The organism is Pseudomonas sp. 5Ae-yellow, assembly GCF_014077575.1.
Lineage (GTDB): Bacteria > Pseudomonadota > Gammaproteobacteria > Pseudomonadales > Pseudomonadaceae > Halopseudomonas > Halopseudomonas neustonica.
The window spans coordinates 1-16,083 of sequence record NZ_JACGWE010000031.1 but is presented as its reverse complement, the minus strand read 5'-3'; the positions used below and the strand labels follow the sequence as shown (position 1 = coordinate 16,083).

8 protein-coding genes are annotated in these 16,083 nt (G+C 58.1%); 1 reads left to right on the top strand and 7 read right to left on the bottom strand.

Annotated elements, in window-relative coordinates; translation table 11 throughout:
* Positions 1-82: 82 nt before the first annotated feature.
* From H4J77_RS15070 to H4J77_RS15055, 4 genes are all read right to left on the bottom strand, one after another.
* Positions 83-1,255, bottom strand: a complete 1,173-nt coding sequence (locus H4J77_RS15070; RefSeq protein ID WP_123889496.1) for an alpha/beta fold hydrolase — start codon at positions 1,253-1,255, stop codon at positions 83-85.
* A gap of 183 nt (positions 1,256-1,438) precedes the next feature.
* A complete protein-coding gene (gene eat / locus H4J77_RS15065) occupies positions 1,439-2,842 on the bottom strand; it encodes an ethanolamine permease (protein ID WP_182249240.1) in 1,404 nt (467 codons plus the stop codon).
* A gap of 92 nt (positions 2,843-2,934) precedes the next feature.
* Positions 2,935-3,819 (bottom strand): ethanolamine ammonia-lyase subunit EutC, encoded by an 885-nt coding sequence (eutC, locus tag H4J77_RS15060; protein WP_123889498.1) that lies wholly within the window; start codon positions 3,817-3,819, stop codon positions 2,935-2,937.
* Positions 3,816-5,222, bottom strand: a complete 1,407-nt coding sequence (locus tag H4J77_RS15055; protein ID WP_123889499.1) for an ethanolamine ammonia-lyase subunit EutB — start codon at positions 5,220-5,222, stop codon at positions 3,816-3,818. The genes eutC and H4J77_RS15055 overlap by 4 nt, the downstream gene beginning before the upstream one ends.
* 163 nt (positions 5,223-5,385) lie before the next feature.
* On the opposite strand from H4J77_RS15055, the gene H4J77_RS15050 reads away from it, so the two are divergent.
* On the top strand, positions 5,386-6,390 hold the full coding sequence (locus tag H4J77_RS15050; RefSeq protein ID WP_123889500.1) for a helix-turn-helix domain-containing protein: 1,005 nt from the start codon (positions 5,386-5,388) through the stop codon (positions 6,388-6,390).
* Positions 6,391-6,430: 40 nt separating this feature from the next.
* Here H4J77_RS15050 and H4J77_RS15045 read toward each other — a convergent pair whose 3' ends face one another.
* From H4J77_RS15045 to H4J77_RS15035, 3 genes are all read right to left on the bottom strand, one after another.
* The gene (locus H4J77_RS15045) at positions 6,431-6,919 is read right to left on the bottom strand and encodes a hypothetical protein (RefSeq protein ID WP_123889501.1); all 489 of its coding nucleotides are present in this window, start codon (positions 6,917-6,919) and stop codon (positions 6,431-6,433) included.
* A 752-nt stretch (positions 6,920-7,671) separates the two neighbouring features.
* Complete coding sequence (locus H4J77_RS15040; protein WP_123889502.1) at positions 7,672-15,009, bottom strand: autotransporter-associated beta strand repeat-containing protein; 7,338 nt, start codon at positions 15,007-15,009, stop codon at positions 7,672-7,674.
* Positions 15,010-15,165: 156 nt separating this feature from the next.
* Positions 15,166-15,828, bottom strand: coding sequence for a helix-turn-helix domain-containing protein (locus H4J77_RS15035; RefSeq protein WP_182249238.1), 663 nt, complete (start codon positions 15,826-15,828; stop codon positions 15,166-15,168).
* Between the last annotated feature and the right edge of the window lie 255 nt (positions 15,829-16,083).

The following is a 16,083-nucleotide window of genomic DNA, read 5'->3' as shown; positions in this document are numbered from 1 at the left end:
ACAACCAATACAGTCTCCCAGAGGCGACTTGGTGGTAGATGCGTGACACCTAGCAAGTAACACGCGCTATGAACACCTATTATCAGCGCATCCCCGCTAAAAAAGCCAAGAGCTTATCCACTACGACCTCGGGCTGCTCCTGCTGTACCCAGTGCCCCGCATCAGGGATTAGATTGCAGCTGCGCAGGTCACTGCAGGCGAGGCTCTGCATGGCCTCAAATGCGCCAGGGCTTTGATAGATGCCCCAATCGCTCGCACCGGCAATAAAGCACGCGGGCACGCTAATGGTCAGGCCGGCAAACAGCAGCAGCTCGGCCTGTGATGCCGCTGAGCCAAACGCCCTATACCACTGCAACCCACCCTGAAACCCGGTTGCAGCAAAGCTAAGCGCATACACCGCCAGATCCTTATCTGGTAACCAGGCACAAGCACTCACCTGTTCGGCCGTTGGCATCGCCTGCGCCACGGTTTGCGGCATCGTTTTATCCATCGCCATCACGTAATACTCGGGCATAGTAGCCAAATCAGCGGCGCTGGCGGATGCCAAAGGCGCAGGCTTATTGCCCGGCCAATCGGCGCTTTTCATGTGGAAGTAGGCACGCAGAAAATCAGGCAAGCCTTGCGCGCAATCCAGCATCTGCTGGTTCGCCTCCGGCAGACACAGGTAACGCTGGTAATGCAGGCGCGGCGGATTAAGCGCAGCCAGATCCTGATGCACCTTGGCTGCTTGCTCGGCCGCGCTGCGCCCATCAAAACGAAAGCTGGATGCTCCCGGATAGGGTGCACTCATCAGGGCCACCGAGCGAAAAACGTCGGGCCTGGTCAGCGCGCAGGTCGCGGCCACTGGTGAGCCGATATCGTGCCCCACCACCGCCGCAACCGACTTGTGCCCCAAGGCAAAAATCAGCCCCAGCGCATCCCGAACCAGATTGAGCAAACGGTACTGACTGACATCACCCTCGTAGCGCATATCGCTGCCTTCGGTCATGCCGTAGCCGCGTTGATCCGGAGCAACCACCTGATAGCCTGCCTCCGCCAACGGCAGCATAACCTTGCGCCAGGTATAGGCCAGCTCAGGAAAGCCATGCAGCAACAACACGCACTCTCGCCCCGAGGACTCATAGCCAGCCTCCAGAATGTGCATATTCAGGCCATTGCCGTTATCTATCTGGCGCGACCGAATACCCGGCGGTAGTTGGGCGATCAGGGTAGCTTTAGCGGCAGCGCGCGCTGAATGAGAACGGGAGTCAGGCATGCGGGTATCTTCTTGTTATTCGGTTAGGGCAATGAAGGCATTTCAAACTAACCAGCCCGCCAAACGCCGTCAAGCGAGCCCACACTATTCAGACCGGGTGAATAAGTACCAATTTGACCCATGGATAAACAAAAAAGGGCCGCTGAATTAGCGACCCTTCAAACTACGCGTAAAGCTGCATGCTCAGGTTGCAACAACCAGATCAGATTCTGCCTCGGCCAGCATGGCGAATTCCTCATCCGCCAATTTAGCGACCAGATGCTTGCGGCTATAACCGAAGTAATAGGCACCGCCGATCACGAAGAGTACTACGGTGTAGAAAAACGCTCTTGGGTCAAAGGCGTATACACCGGTAAGTGCAATCAGTGAGAGCACCAACGCGATGCCAGAGGTGACCACACCGCCCGGTGTCTTGTATGGGCGGACCAGATCAGGTTGCTTGATACGCAGCAGAATATGACTCAACGCCATGAGCGCGTAGGACACAGTCGCACCCACTACCGCCATCGCCAGCATCAGATCGCCCTCACCGCTGAGCGACGCCAGAAAGCCAAAGACACCAGGCACGATCAACGCCCGTGCCGGCACCTTGCGCGAGGTGGTGAGGGATAGCGACTTGGGCAAATAGCCGGCACGTGACAGCGCAAACACCAAACGACTGTAGCCGTAGATGATCGAGAAGAACGAGGCAACCAGGCCCGCCAAACCCAGCACATTCACCAGCGTCGCCAGGCTGCCGTTGCCAGTCGCATTCAGCGCGTCTACCAGCGGCACGGCGCTCTCGCCCATCGCCTTGGCACCTGCAGCGCCCGGCACCAGTACCACCACCATCAACGCGGTAAACAGCAGAAAGACCATGGCACCGATGATGCCCTTGGGCACATCCTTGCCCGGGTCCTTGGCTTCTTCAGCGGCCAGGGGTACGCCTTCAACCGCCAGAAACAGCCACATGGCAAAGGGCAGTGCCGCCCACACGCCATACCAGCCCAACGGCAGCATATCGCTCGCGCCTGCGGCGTCGGTAGTGGCGATGTCGAACAGATTGCTGGCATCGAAGTGCATCACCAGCGCTACACCGGTTGCCACGATGGCAAATACCGCCAAACCGCTGATGACCATCATCACCTTCAGCGCCTCACCCACGCCTGCCAGGTGAATACCAACGAAGATCAAGTAGAACGCGGCATAGACCCAAGGGCCATTGAAGCCGAGCAGCGACTCAACCGCCGAGCCGATAAAGATAACGATGGCAGCGGGCGCCAAGGCGTACTCAATCAACACTGCCAGCCCCGTCATAAAGCCGCCGGTCGGCCCCATTGCCTGACGAGCAAAACTGTAGCCACCACCTGCTGCCGGGATCGCCGCCGACATTTCTGCTAACGACAATACTAGCGTCAGATACATCAGCGCCATCAATACGGCAGCAATCGCAAAGCCGCCCCAGCCCGCTTCGGCGATGCCGAAGTTCCAGCCGGCAAAATCACCGGAGATCACATAAGACACACCCAGCCCCGCGAGCAGAATCCAGCCTGCGGTGCCGCGCTTGAGTTGCCGTTTGGCAAGGTACTCCTGATTGTCTGTAGCCATGTTCATCCCTCTATTTTTTCTAGTTAAAAGTTGCGTCTGGTTTAAAGCGCTTAGTCTTTTTTAGTTTTGTGTTGTCACGTGCCATATCGGGGTTATTCGGAAATCAGAAAATTCTTGCCGCCGCCGTGCTCGATCACATCGTCTTCAGTGCGGTCCTTGAGCTTTACGCCAGAGAGCTTCAGACGCCGCGCCTCGCGTAGCAGGTAAAGCACGCGCCGCGCTGCTTCGGAGTAAGCGAGACCCGCCGGGCGGACGTTGGAAATACAATTGCGTGCCGCGTCGTTGAGGCCTGGCCTGGCATCCCAAGTGAGATAAAGGCCAAGGCTATCCGGCGAACTAAGCCCGGGGCGCTCACCAATCAGCAACAGCACCGCGCGGGCATTGAGCAACTCGCCAATGTCATCACCTACGGCCACTCGGCCCTGCTCCACTACCGTGATCGGGGCTAGGCTCCAGGGCTCTTGCTCGGCCTGCAGCAAGTCCAGCAAGGGAGACAAAAACGCCGCTGCGTTCTGCTGCACTGCTAGCGACGACAAACCATCAACGATGACGATGGCCAGATCGGTTTTTGCCGCTGCACTGGCGGTAGGCAATCCGATCAGTTGCTCGCGCGACGCATCATCCAGCAACCGCCCCAGATCGGGCCGCTGCAAGTAGCTCACCCGGTCCTCGGCCTGCGAGTGCAGCCGCAATACCGGCCCTGATGGCAATCGGTTCAACCCAGTGAGTTCAGTACAAAGCGCTTCTACATCCAGCGGAAAATGGACGGCGTCGCGGGCCTGTGCATGTGAGAGCTGAAATGCCAGCATTTCGCTGGTAGGCAGGCTGATACCCGCTCTGCCCAAGCCAATGCGCGCATCGGTGAATTCACGCAACCGGCGCCAGGGATTCTCCACCACCTTGCCGTTCTGTACATGCTGCTCGACGCTGCTTGCCGGTTTGGCAGCTGTGTCGCTTTCCGGCTTGCGCTCACTCATGCGCGACCTCCCGGCAGCGCCTTCAGCGAACGCGCAAAGGGCTCTGGCAATGCCTCGTGCAGAATGTGTCTATCGGCATCGCGCATGATCTGCATACGCGTCAACCACTGCTCAAACTCCGGTGCCGGCCGTGAGCCCAGTACCCGGCGCACGTACAGCGCATCGTGGAAAGAGGTGGTTTGATAGTTGAGCATGATGTCGTCCGAGCCGGGGATGCCCATCACAAAGGAGCAACCCGCCACACCCAGCAGCGTCAGCAGGTTATCCATATCGTTCTGGTCGGCTTCGGCGTGGTTGGTATAACAAACGTCACAGCCCATGGGCACGCCAAGCAACTTGCCGCAGAAGTGATCCTCCAGGCCGGCACGGGTGATTTCCTTACCGTCAAACAGGTACTCCGGGCCGATAAAACCGACCACGGTATTCACCAGCAGCGGCTTGAATTTGCGTGCGACGGCATAGGCGCGTGCCTCGCAGGTTTGCTGATCCAGCCCGTGATGCGCGTTGGCCGAGAGCGCGCTGCCCTGCCCGGTCTCAAAGTACATAACGTTATCGCCCACGCTGCCACGCTTGAGGCTCAACGCAGCCTCGCGCGCCTCGGCCAGGGTATTCAGATTGAAGCCAAAGCTGCTGTTGGTGGCCTCGGTACCGCCGATCGACTGGAATACCAGATCAACCGGCGCGCCCGCTTCGATGCACTCAATAGTATTGGTTACGTGGGTGAGTACACAGGACTGGGTAGGAATCTCGTATTTTTCGATCACCTCGCCCATCAACTTCATCAACTTGATGGCCTGGGATACGTTATCGGTCGCCGGGTTGATGCCAATCACCGCATCACCGTTGCCGTACAGCAAGCCATCGAGAATGCTGGCCGCAATGCCATTCACATCGTCCGTCGGGTGGTTTGGTTGCAAGCGGGTAGACAGGTGGCCAGGCAGGCCAATGGTGTTACGAAAGGCGGTCGTTACGTGACATTTTTTTGCGACCAGAATCAGGTCCTGATTACGCATGATCTTGCTGACCGCCGCGGCCATCTCCGGCGTAATGCCGAGCCGCACTGAGCGCAGCACCTCAGGTGTGGCGTAATCGCTCAGTAACCAGTTGCGGAAATCGCCCACGGTAAGATGGGCAATGGGCGCAAAGGCCTCGGCGTCATGCTCATCCATAATCAGCCGGGTGATCTCATCCTGCTCATAGGGCACCAGTGCGTCATTTAGAAAGGTCTTAAGCGGTACTTCGGCCAGGGTCATCTGCGCTACCGCGCGCTCTTCTGCCGACAACGCGATAACACCAGCCAAGCGATCACCAGAGCGGTGTGGCGTGGCCTTGGCCATCAGCTCGGCCAGGTCACGAAATTGATAGGTCTTGCTACCCAGTACGTAGCGATAGGATTGGCTCATCATTCACCTCAGGCACAGAACTTGCTGCTAAAATGCGGCAACGTCGCTCATACGCAGCAATTAATAGCAAAGAGTCATGCGATGAACGTTCCAGGCAACTATCACGTTTTGGCAAATCGACTTTTTCTCATCAATTCAAACGCTTGGCGCATGCTGATGAACCATGAACACTAAACCCGCCCCAGAAGACGCACTCCAGCGCGCGCCCGTGCACCCGTCTTCAGCACCCGGCGCACCAGGGCGGAGCACGCTTGAGGCGCAGGACGCCGACGAGCACGCTCACAACCTGACCAACTGGCAGCAGGAATATGACCAGCTCGCTGGCGGTCGTTTTTATGGACGCATTGATGAAGTCGCGCTGGAGGGCTTTCAGCTGTTCAAGGAGCACACCAACCGCTCACTGCGGCAACAGTGCAATGTCTGGAAGGATTCGGTATGGCTGGGCATACCTGCGCAAACGGCGGACTGTCGTATCAACGGCCTCCCCGTCGACAGCAACCAACTGATGTGCCGCCCCGGCGCGCGCGATTTTGAATTGATGACGCCAGATGCCTTCGACATCTACGGCATCGTGGTAAAAGAAGAAGTATTACTGCGCGCCGTCGAGCGCGAGGGCCGTGCACTGAATCTAGCGCTGCTGGAACAGGCACCGCGCCTGACCGTAGAACTGCAGCGGCTCGATCAGGTGCGCTACCTGCTCGAACGGGTAGTAACGCATAGCGCTGATGGCCTCAACAGCCGGCTGCAGCAGGATCTTGCCAGCACCGCCCTGCTTGCCCTGCTCAGTGAAGACAATCTGACCACGCAGACCACACCCAGTTATGCGCACCGCAAACAGGTGGTAGACAAGGTTAAAGCCTACATCGCCAGCAGCCCTAACACCCCCGTAAGCATGACCGAGCTGTGCGAACTGACCCACGTCAGCCGTCGCACCCTGCAATACAGTTTTGAAAGCATCCTCGGCATCAGCCCGCTCAAATTCCTGCGCACCACCCGCCTCAATCAAGTACGCCGCGCGCTCAGTGACCCACTACACGACACGCCCATTGCAGTCACAGCCGCTAATTGGGGCTTCTGGCATCCAGGGCAGTTTGCGCGCGAGTACAAGGCATTATTTGGCGAGAATCCGTCGCAGACGGTGAAGAAGGCACAAAGCGCCTTCCGTTAATAACAGAGAGCCGATAGCTAGTGGCGCTAGCGTCCAAACCTCAACGCATCGCCCTAAGCTGAATACCTACGCGCTGCTCCAGCGCGACCAACAGATAACGTCGGGCGGACGTCCCCCTATTGGTTATGCGGCAAATAGCGAACGCGATGTTATGCATACAGCGGGCAGACTCATCAGACATCGCTTTATTACGCAATATCCGCTGAACCTCATCCGGCGAAGCAACCGCCAACAGGCAATGTTCGGTGCAGGTCACATCTACCCACCGACCGTCATCAGTTTGATCCAATAGTTGCCAGCGTTCTGCCCCACCCACCAGGCGAATCCGTCTTTCAGACAACTCGCCATCGCGGCGGACCAAGCCATAAATGGACTCGTCTGACGCGTCAAAAGTTAAAGAGCTATCAACTTGGGGGACTAGCGCACAGGCAGTGAGCGACGTAACAGCCAGAACGACGAGAAGTGAAGCCAGGCGCTGCGACCAGAAGCTGGAACAGCGGTTGAATAAAGCAATGACATCAGGAGACATGAGCGACTTTCCTTATCGATACTGCGCTTGCATCCGAGCAAGCGTTAACAAAAAACAGCTGAACTCAATAATAGCAAGTGTCTGGCATGTCGTCTGCTGCCAAGCCGATACGGGCGCACGCACGCCTCAATACCGCATGCAGCAACGCTAGCCTCGCCGCCAAACAGCACCAGTCAACGCTGGCGGAGTCGAACGCTGAGCAGGTACAGGCTTTGCGCACTAAACACCGTAAGAGCCAACCCTAGCAAAGCCAGCGTATAAACGTGGGCAATGCCTTTACCCGTAAAAACCTCAAAAAGCCATTGAGCCCCACCAGGCTCACTACGACGCCCAACAACATGGCGAAAAGGTCACGATTATGGAAGCCATTTTTTTCTTTGAATAAGAATAAATAGCTTCATCAACATAGGCGCCATGGCGAAATGCCTTACCGAACGAGAATATTATAATCAGTATGGATAACGGCACCAGGAGCAAGTCCATGGTCGCAATCGGTAAACCGGCCAGCCTGAATAAAGGCGAGCGCCCCGAGAATGACAGCCGGACTGATAACGAATTTCTCCACCCCGCAAGCCGGTCCCATTGGCGCCCCATTCTGACAAGAGACTCGCCAAAAACCACCTCAACAAGCCAGCCAAAACATTTGCTTGGCTGGACACAGGGTATTCCTGGGCCGAAGCTGGGCTTCAGCGCCAGCTGCTAACCAGAACTCCAGGGATTTCCCGTGGATTGCACCAGCCTACCTCCTTACTTTACCAAGCCATCCTGAAGGTAGCCGCTATCCCGTGATGCTCGTCTGAGCTGGCAAATTCGCCGCGGTAACCCAGGTCGAATGACGCGCTGTCATTCAACCGCATGCTCACTGACAGACCCACACGGGCACGGTCGCGATCCAGCGCTGGACCTTGCACGGTAAAGCTGGCGCTAGGGTCGGCGGCCATGCCGGCGCTCAGTGCAGCTGGCTGATCAAGATATTCATGCACCCAGGCCAGCTCCAGCGTCGGTTCAATGCGCAGGCCGCTGTCCGTGGTGGAGGCATGTGCAAGCCGGGTACCGAGCACCGAGCGCAGTGAGTCCTGTCGGTCTCGCTCACCCTGCAAGCCCAGTCCGGCATTATCCTTTTCAACGAAGGACGAGCGGTCCACATGGGCATATTCCAACCCGGCCAACGGTGTGACGCGGACATTGTCGGTCAACGCAAAGGTGCGGCCAGCCTCTGCAGTCAGATGCCCGGTCCAGGCGTGGTAGTCGGTTTCTGCCTTGCTACCAAGGTTGCCTACCACAATCTGGCGGCTGGACTCGATGTCATGGTAGCCCAGGCCCATCACACCGCTAACATATACCTGATCCGGCAGTTGCCATTGGCCGTACAGCGCCAGTTGATAGCTATCGAGCTGCAGACTGCCTTGCGCTACATCGGCGTTGGCGCGGCTATAGCCAAAGGCTGCGCCTAATCGGTGTTGATCGGCAATCAGGGTATCTACGCCGACTGCCGTGCCTGCCGCGCTGTAATGGGCACCAAGGGCATTGCGATCGCCGTTGATTTCACCGTAACTGCCGGTGCCACGCAGCCACAAGCCCTGGCCTGTCTGCGGTTGGTTGGTATTCAGACTGGCATCTGTGCGATGGCCAGAACCGCTATCAGCGAGGGTAAGCTGGTCATTATTGGCCAGCATGGGGGTATTGCCTTGTAGGCGATCAAGCAACAGCCCTTTGAATTGATTGTCCGCTTGCAGGGCAATCAGGTTGCTGTAGTTATGTTGTACGCCGCTGAGGGAATCATAGGCACGATTGGCGCCACTGCCGGTCAGCGTGTTCAGTTCGTCCAGGAGATCTTCGACGGCGCTAGGGTCGTTATCGAACAACTCATCCAGGGCCGAGCCGACCGAGCCCTGGTTAGGGCTGTCTGCGACCGAGGCATAGTCGGAATCATTGCGCCTCAAGTTCAGTAATACGGCGTTGGCATCGTAGGACAGGGTAGGTGTCAGAAAGGCCAGACTGGAGCTGATGTCATTGAAGCTTGTACCGTTTAAACCACCCGCCGCAGTGAGGATGGTGTAGTTGGTGTTGATCATATAACTGCCTGCTTCGGGCAGCACCATGACCGAGCCGTTGGTCAGGTTTGCGCTCCCCGTGACGTTGATCAGGTCGGTGTTGCCAGCGGCATCCACTTCCACCTGATAGACACCACCGCTGCTGAAGTCCAGATCACCATTTACATTGAGCGTGCCGATGGAGTTGCCTGGCATGAGGGTGCCACCGTTGAGGCTGACGTTGCCTACCGTGCCACTGCCACCCAGGCCCGCGCCGATATTGATCGTCGTCCTTGAGTTGGCAATCGAACCATTGACCACCAGTAACCCATTGTTAACGTTGGTATCGCCGGTATAGGTGTTGATGCCCGTCAGGGTCAGGGTACCGGTGCCGGTTTTACTGAAGCGGCCGCCGGCTGCACTGGATATCACACCGCTGAACAGGGTGCTGGTATTGTCACCGCCGGAGGTCAAATGATAGTTACCCAGTCCATTCTGAAGAAATACCCGTCCATTGCCGGCCAATGAGCCAATATTCAGATCGCTACTGAGCCCCAGTATGCCGTCGGTGTTAACCGTAACCGCACCATTGTTGCCTAAAGCGGACAGGTGATTAGCAACAAGTCGGCCGCCGTTAATTGTAGTACTACCGGTATAGGTGTTCTCAGCCCTGAGTACCTGAGAGCCCGGGCCGTTGACAATAATGTTGCCTGTGCCTGAGATAACCGCGTCATTAATTGGAATATTGCCATAAGAACTGGTGTTGATGGTCAAGGTATTGGCATTGAGCAAGACCTTGCCGCCTGCATCTATCAAAAGGTAGCCAAGCGTTTCATCACTGAGCAACTCAAGCTCGCCAGCACCCGTCACGATGAATGAGTCACCAATCGCATTGCCACCCGAGACGGCCAGGCGGCCCTCGTTGATGGCTACCTGGCCTAATCCGGTTTGCGTACTGGTGCCACTCAAGGTCAGGGTGGCGGAGCCGTTTTTTACCAGCACCTGACTGAAGGTGGTGTCGGTATGACCGGCAAAATCACCGGCATAAGTGGCATCGACCGTTTGATTGATGGTCAGGGTTGAGTCGCCGGTATCACCGGTATCGATAACACCGCCTACCCCGGATAGGTTCGCGACCGTCTGGTCAAAATTATTCAAATCGAAAGTGCCGCCGTTGACGGTCAGATCGCCGGTATTCAAAAGGCGATTGTCAGCGCCTAGCTGTAATCTTCCGTCGTAGATCTCGGTACCACCGGTATAGGTATTGCTGCCCAGCAGGGTTACCGACCCTGCACCGGTTTTAGACAGGCTGCCGTTGCCGCTGAGAACGACATCAATGAGGGCATTGACGCCGCTGGCGGCACGAATATCTGCCCCGCTGTCAGCAAGTACGATGGTGCCATTATTGTTGCTGTCCTCCAGCAAGTAGCCATCCGTGGCGAATTGCAAGCCCTGTACGGTGTGGGAGCCGTCAACCTCAACCGTCCCTGCGGCACCAGAGAAAACAGCGGTAAGATCGCTCCAGGCATCATTAGTGTCACCGGATGGGTTGGTCCAATTCGTGTCGCTAGCCGACCAGACCCCATTCCCGCCATCAGGCACTGCATTTGCCGTGGTTTGACTGCCATCCCAGTATTGCAGGCCGGTAAAGTCAGCAATCAGAGCAACCTCGCCTGCTGTGGCGGTATCAACGCGGTAGTTGTACCCCGCCAATAACCCCTCACCCAATGTGAGGAGATTGTCGGTCAGACTGCCGCCATAGTTGAACAGGGTATAGCTGCCGGTATCACCCGCGGTTACAGCAAAATCAAAACCGCCCAGGTCGGTGATATTGAGGATGCCATCCAGGGTGAGATCACCTGTCACGGTGATCAGGTCACTATCAACTCCCGCTATGCCTGTGGGGGAATCCAGCTCAAAGTCGAGGACTGAGGCGTTATTCAGCTGTAACTCACCGAGGGTCAAGTTGCCGGGTGAGTTGCCGGCAGCCAGGCGGCCACCATCGCTGACCGTGACGCTGCCGGCGATACTGCCGCTGCCACCCAGACTGGCACCGCTGGCCACGCTGACACTGCTGCTGCCGGTGGCGCTGCCTGACAGGTTATTGACCTTGAGGGTGCCGCCGATGACCCGCGTACTGCCGCTGTAACTGCTGCTGCCGGTCAGGTTTGTGAGGCCGGAATAGAGTTCAACCTCGCCATTGCCGGCGATGTCAGTGGCAAAGGTGTAATCGCTGCCGGTGTGGTTGAAGACGATCTTGCTGTTGTCAGAGCCGAAGGTTACCCGGTCTGCCGATAAGGTCCCGGCGGTCACGGCACTGTTGCCGGCAGCCGCACCGATATTCAGCGTGCCGGTTGCAGTGGACGAGCCCAGGAGCACGCCGCCGTTGGCGGCGGTCGCGGTAACACTGCCATCGTTGCTGATGGTCAGCGTACCGGCATGGCTATCGCCGACATTGATTGCGCTGGAATTCAAGCTTGAACCGCTGCCATCCACACTGATACGGCTGGCGCCATCGGCACCCGAAATAAAGCTGTTGGTATTGCTGACAAGGCCGCCATTGTTTATGGCCAGTTCACCGTGTTCGACACGAAAGTCGCCAATATCGATGTTGCTGCCGGTCAGACCCAGCGTGCCCGTGCCCCGCTTGATGAGGTTGTGGTCGCTGATGTTACCGCTAAAGACGGAGTTGTCAGACCGGTTGAAGACCACAGTGCCAATATCCGTTTGGCTACCCATGATATTGCCGGTAATGCTGCCGCTGAAACCACCGTCACCAATCGACAGCGTGGCTCCTGAGGTGTTGTAGGTGCCGCCAGAATAGCTGTTATTACCGGTCAGGATAAGGGCGCTTGAGCCGGTTTGAGTAAGACTACCGCTACCACTGATGATGCCGCTGTATGTGATGGCATCTGCGCGATTGAATACCAGGGAGGCGTTATTGACGATATTGCCAAGCACGCTGCCTGTCGTACCTCCGGCGCCAATGGAGAGTGTTCCGCTATTGATCGTGGTGCCACCGCTGTACGTATTGATACCGCCCAGAATCAAGGTGCCGTTGCCGAGTTTTCTCAGCTCGCCAGTGCCGGAAACCGCCCCGGCAAAGCTGCCGTCCGTGGTCTGATTGAAGGCCAGCGTGGCGTTGTTGACGATGTTGCCTTGCAGGCTGCGGGTGTTGCCCAGCAGGGTACCGGCGCTGATGGTCCAGGGGATAGGGGTATTGGCATCACCGGTCAGGCTCCAAGTACTGGTGCCGGTCTTCTCGAAGAACTCGAAACCCTGGTATTGCGCCGTGCTGCCGATCTGGCTGATATCAAAGCTGCTGTTGCTGCTGCCGCCCAGGGCCAAGGTATCACCGGTACCGCTGCTTGTGCCGCTGCTGCTGACCACGTTGCCGGTGATGCTGTAACCCTGCTCCAGTGTCAGCCTGTTGTTACCGTCAGACAACTCTATGGCGTTGGCGCGCGCGCTGCCATCGGCGGCAAGACCGCCGCTGATGCTGCCAGTGGTCGTGATGGTGCTGGCCCCTTTGACGTTGACACCGACCCCACCCTGGCCAGGTGTGCCCGGGCTGGGGAAAGGACCAGTGCCAACACCGCCAACACCACCTTCGCCACCACTTATCGCGCCATTGTTGTCGAGAGAGATAAAAGTACCGCTAACGCCCACCCCGCCATCACCGCCGCTGCGCCCGCTGCCGAGGCCCATGCCGCCTGCGCCACCGCTGCCGCCACGTATCACCCCGCTGTTGTTAAGCGCAAAAAACAAGCCGTTAACCGCCTCAGCGCCGTGGCCACCATTGGCACCGTTGCCCGCGTTACCGCCGGCACCACCGCTTATCGTGCCTTGGTTGATGAGTGTCGTACCCTGTGCAAGGATCGCCTCCCCACCATGGCCGCCATTACCGCCAACGGCGCTATCTCCAACGCCACCGTTGCCGCCGGCGCCCCCGCGCATCAGGCCGCTGTTGTTGATCGTGGAGCCGCTACCAACCAGCCATGGCCCAAACGCCGCGCCGACGTGACTCCAATCCTGCGCGTCGACAGCTAACCAGCCATTTTCACCATTGCCGCCGCTGGGGTTGCCGGGTGTACCTGAGCTACCATTGTTGCCGTTACCGCCACGCAGGGTGGCTGCGGCCATTACATTGAGGGTGCCAAGTCTGAAGGCTCGGATTGCCTCAGCGCTGCCAACGAGGTTGGTCGGTTGGTTACCGTCACCCACCTGCAAGATGCCATTCAGCAGTTGCCATTGCTGTGCGGGGCCGCTGCCTGTCAGCGTCCATGTGCTGCTGTCCGTCTTCATTAATTCCATGAAGCCAAAATATTGTTTGTCGATCAGGCTGGTGTCGAAGCTGGCATCCTGGCTCCCACCTAAATACAAGGCATCGCCACCATTAGTGGAACCACTATGGCTAACCACGTTGCCGGTGAAGCTGTAGCCGTCATGGAGTGTCAGGCTGTTGCCGCCCCCGGAAAAGTCCACAGCGTTGGCGCGTGTGACACCGTCTCCGGACAAGCCGCCGCTGATGCTGCCACGGCTGGTGATAAGACTATTACCGGTACTTAGGATGCCTGCACCGCCCAAGCCGTTGTTACCGAGAGTACCCGCAGGGCCCAGTGTGCCGATAACGTTCAGGCCTCCCGGACCGCCAATATTACCGGGCCCGCCATTGCCACCGGAGATGCTGCCGGTATTGGTGAGCGTGAACCCCTGTCCATCTACGCCCGCACCACCATAACCGCCATTGCCGCCGTTACCGCCATTGCCAGGCAGACCAGCGAAGCCAGCTTGGCCATTAGGAGCATTGCCTGGGCTGGGTGCATTGGAGCCACCCGGGCCGCCTGCACCACCGATACTACCGAATCCGCCAATGCTGCCAGCACCACCGTTGCCAGCATCGCCGCCGAGGATGGCGCCACTATTGCTCAGGATGAAATCTGTCCCGGCAACACCCGCACCGCCGTTGCCACCTGCACCACCGTTGCCAGCGTTGCCGCCGTTACCACCGTTGCCACCGTCTCCGCCGGGCAGGCCCATAGTGCCGGTGCCACCACCCGCGTCGCCGTTGCCGCCATTGCTGCCGTTACCTCCGGCTCCGCCGTTGCCCCCATCTTTTCCGTTGCCGCCCGAGATACCGCCGCTACTGATGAGCGTATAGCCCGCGCCGCTGACACCCGCGCCGCCGCTACCGCCATTACCACCGTTACCGCTGTTGCCACCGCTGCCGCCGTCGCCGCCGTCGCCACCATCTGTGTTATCACTACCGCTGCCACCGTTACCAGCGTTACTGGCGTTACCACCAGTGCTGGCTTCACCCCCTGCAATATTGCCAATATTGATGAGAGTGAAGTTGGTTCCGTCCAGCCCTGCGCCGCCATCGCCACCGTTACCAGCATCACCACTGGTGCCACCCCTGCCTCCGACGCTGGCCGCACCGTTGCCGCCTTGGCCTGAGTTACCAGCGCTGCTGGCGGTGCCGCCAAGGATGTTGCCACTATTCTCATTGGTAAGAATGAACCCCTCACCCTGGACGCCCAAGCCACCGGTACCACCGGCGCCACCATTACCGCTGCGGGTGCCGTTTGCGATCATTGCGTCAGTGGAGGAGGGAATGCCTGGCAGACCGTTTCCGCCGTTACCGCCAGTGCCCCCGGCGCCCCCCTCAATACTGAAGCTGTTTGTTTCTGCCTGACCGGCGAAGTAGACCTTCCCTGCGCCCGCGCTGCCACCGGCAGTACCGGATGTGCTGACTAAGCCTGGGCCAAGGGGCGTGCCGTCCGTACCGGCCGTACCGTTTGCGCCGCAGATTTGTTTGATATCTGGAATACAGGTCGCTGCCATTGCTGGTGTGACCATGACCGCGAGGGTTGGCAGCATTAACGCGGTACATAACTGCAGATAAAGTGTGGCTCGGCGAAACTGAGGGACTAGGGTAAGGCTGACTCCCGCTTGGCGGCCTCGGCAGCGTCCCTTCACTGCACTCTTGGCCAGTTCACTTACTACCACCCAGAGACCACGGGTAGCGTTCCAGATAACGCGGTGAAGTCGGTTCATGCCAGTTCCATTTGCCAAGAATGATGAGTGCGGACGGCATGCAGCGTGCAGTGCTATGCCATAGTAGAGCGACAATACTTAGGCGCGGCGCGGGGCACTATCCGATTTCCGCAAGGCGAAGACAGGAAGCGTGTTGTTAGCGGGTAGGTGAGCGATTTAAGAGGCGAGAGTTGCCGAGGGTGACTCGGCGAAGATCTTTTTGTAATCAACGGAAAAGCGACCGATGTGTAGAAAGCCGAAACGCATGGCCACGGTGGTGACGGAGGTGCTGTGCGGGTCAGCAGCGCGCAGCGTTGCGCGGGCCCGATTCAGGCGGCAGAGACGCAGGTATGCCAGCGGCGACATCTCAACGTAGGCACGAAAAGCATATTGCAGGCTGCGTTCAGAGACGCCAATAACACGGCAGATATCAACTACGGTGGGCACCACGTCCAGCTCTAGATGATCAGCAATAAAGGCACGCGCCAACCGGTAAACGGTAAAGGCCTGGACGCGCTCTGTGAGTGGCGGATGAGCTGTATTTTGCGCTGCAGCGGCGGTAATGTGCGCAATACTGTGCAGGAGCAAATTGTCGTCCACAGAGCCTGAAGGGGAGCGCAGACTATCAGCCATCAGCAGCCACTGATTAATCAGGGTTTTCAGGGCGCTTTGTTGTACTGCCTGGAACAATTGCAGCTGTTCTGGCGTGCACTCCCACTGTTCGGGGCTGAGGGTACGCAAAGCGTCAAGTAATGCATCCTGCTTCAGACTGACATAGGCTGTCTGCACGCCCGTTGGAACGTAAATATCAAACTCGGTCTGCTCCGGCATGAAGAACATGGTGGCTGCAGAACTGGTGCCTAGCTGGGAAAAGCGAAACCCCGGATCAAACGTGCAACAGGAAACGGTACAGAAATTAGCCGGGGTAATACCGAGTTTTTGTATAGGCGCTAGCTGGCGTTCGCGCACGGGGACTGTCAGGTTTTTTGTGTTCGGGCTCTTAACGGCCTGCCATCAGGTAGGCCTTCACTTACCAGGTTGGCCTGGTGAAACGATCTTCATACAGGATCGCAAACTGGTTCATAGCGGCTTTCC

Bases quoted from the DNA above. Each gene is read 5' to 3' on its own strand.
- H4J77_RS15070 (WP_123889496.1), bottom strand. From the start codon at position 1,255: ATGCCTGACTCCCGTTCTCATTCAGCGCGCGCTGCCGCTAAAGCTACC.
- eat (WP_182249240.1), bottom strand. From the start codon at position 2,842: ATGGCTACAGACAATCAGGAGTACCTTGCCAAACGGCAACTCAAGCGC.
- eutC (WP_123889498.1), bottom strand. From the start codon at position 3,819: ATGAGTGAGCGCAAGCCGGAAAGCGACACAGCTGCCAAACCGGCAAGC.
- H4J77_RS15055 (WP_123889499.1), bottom strand. From the start codon at position 5,222: ATGAGCCAATCCTATCGCTACGTACTGGGTAGCAAGACCTATCAATTT.
- H4J77_RS15050 (WP_123889500.1), top strand. From the start codon at position 5,386: ATGAACACTAAACCCGCCCCAGAAGACGCACTCCAGCGCGCGCCCGTG.
- H4J77_RS15045 (WP_123889501.1), bottom strand. From the start codon at position 6,919: ATGTCTCCTGATGTCATTGCTTTATTCAACCGCTGTTCCAGCTTCTGG.
- H4J77_RS15040 (WP_123889502.1), bottom strand. From the start codon at position 15,009: ATGAACCGACTTCACCGCGTTATCTGGAACGCTACCCGTGGTCTCTGG.
- H4J77_RS15035 (WP_182249238.1), bottom strand. From the start codon at position 15,828: ATGTTCTTCATGCCGGAGCAGACCGAGTTTGATATTTACGTTCCAACG.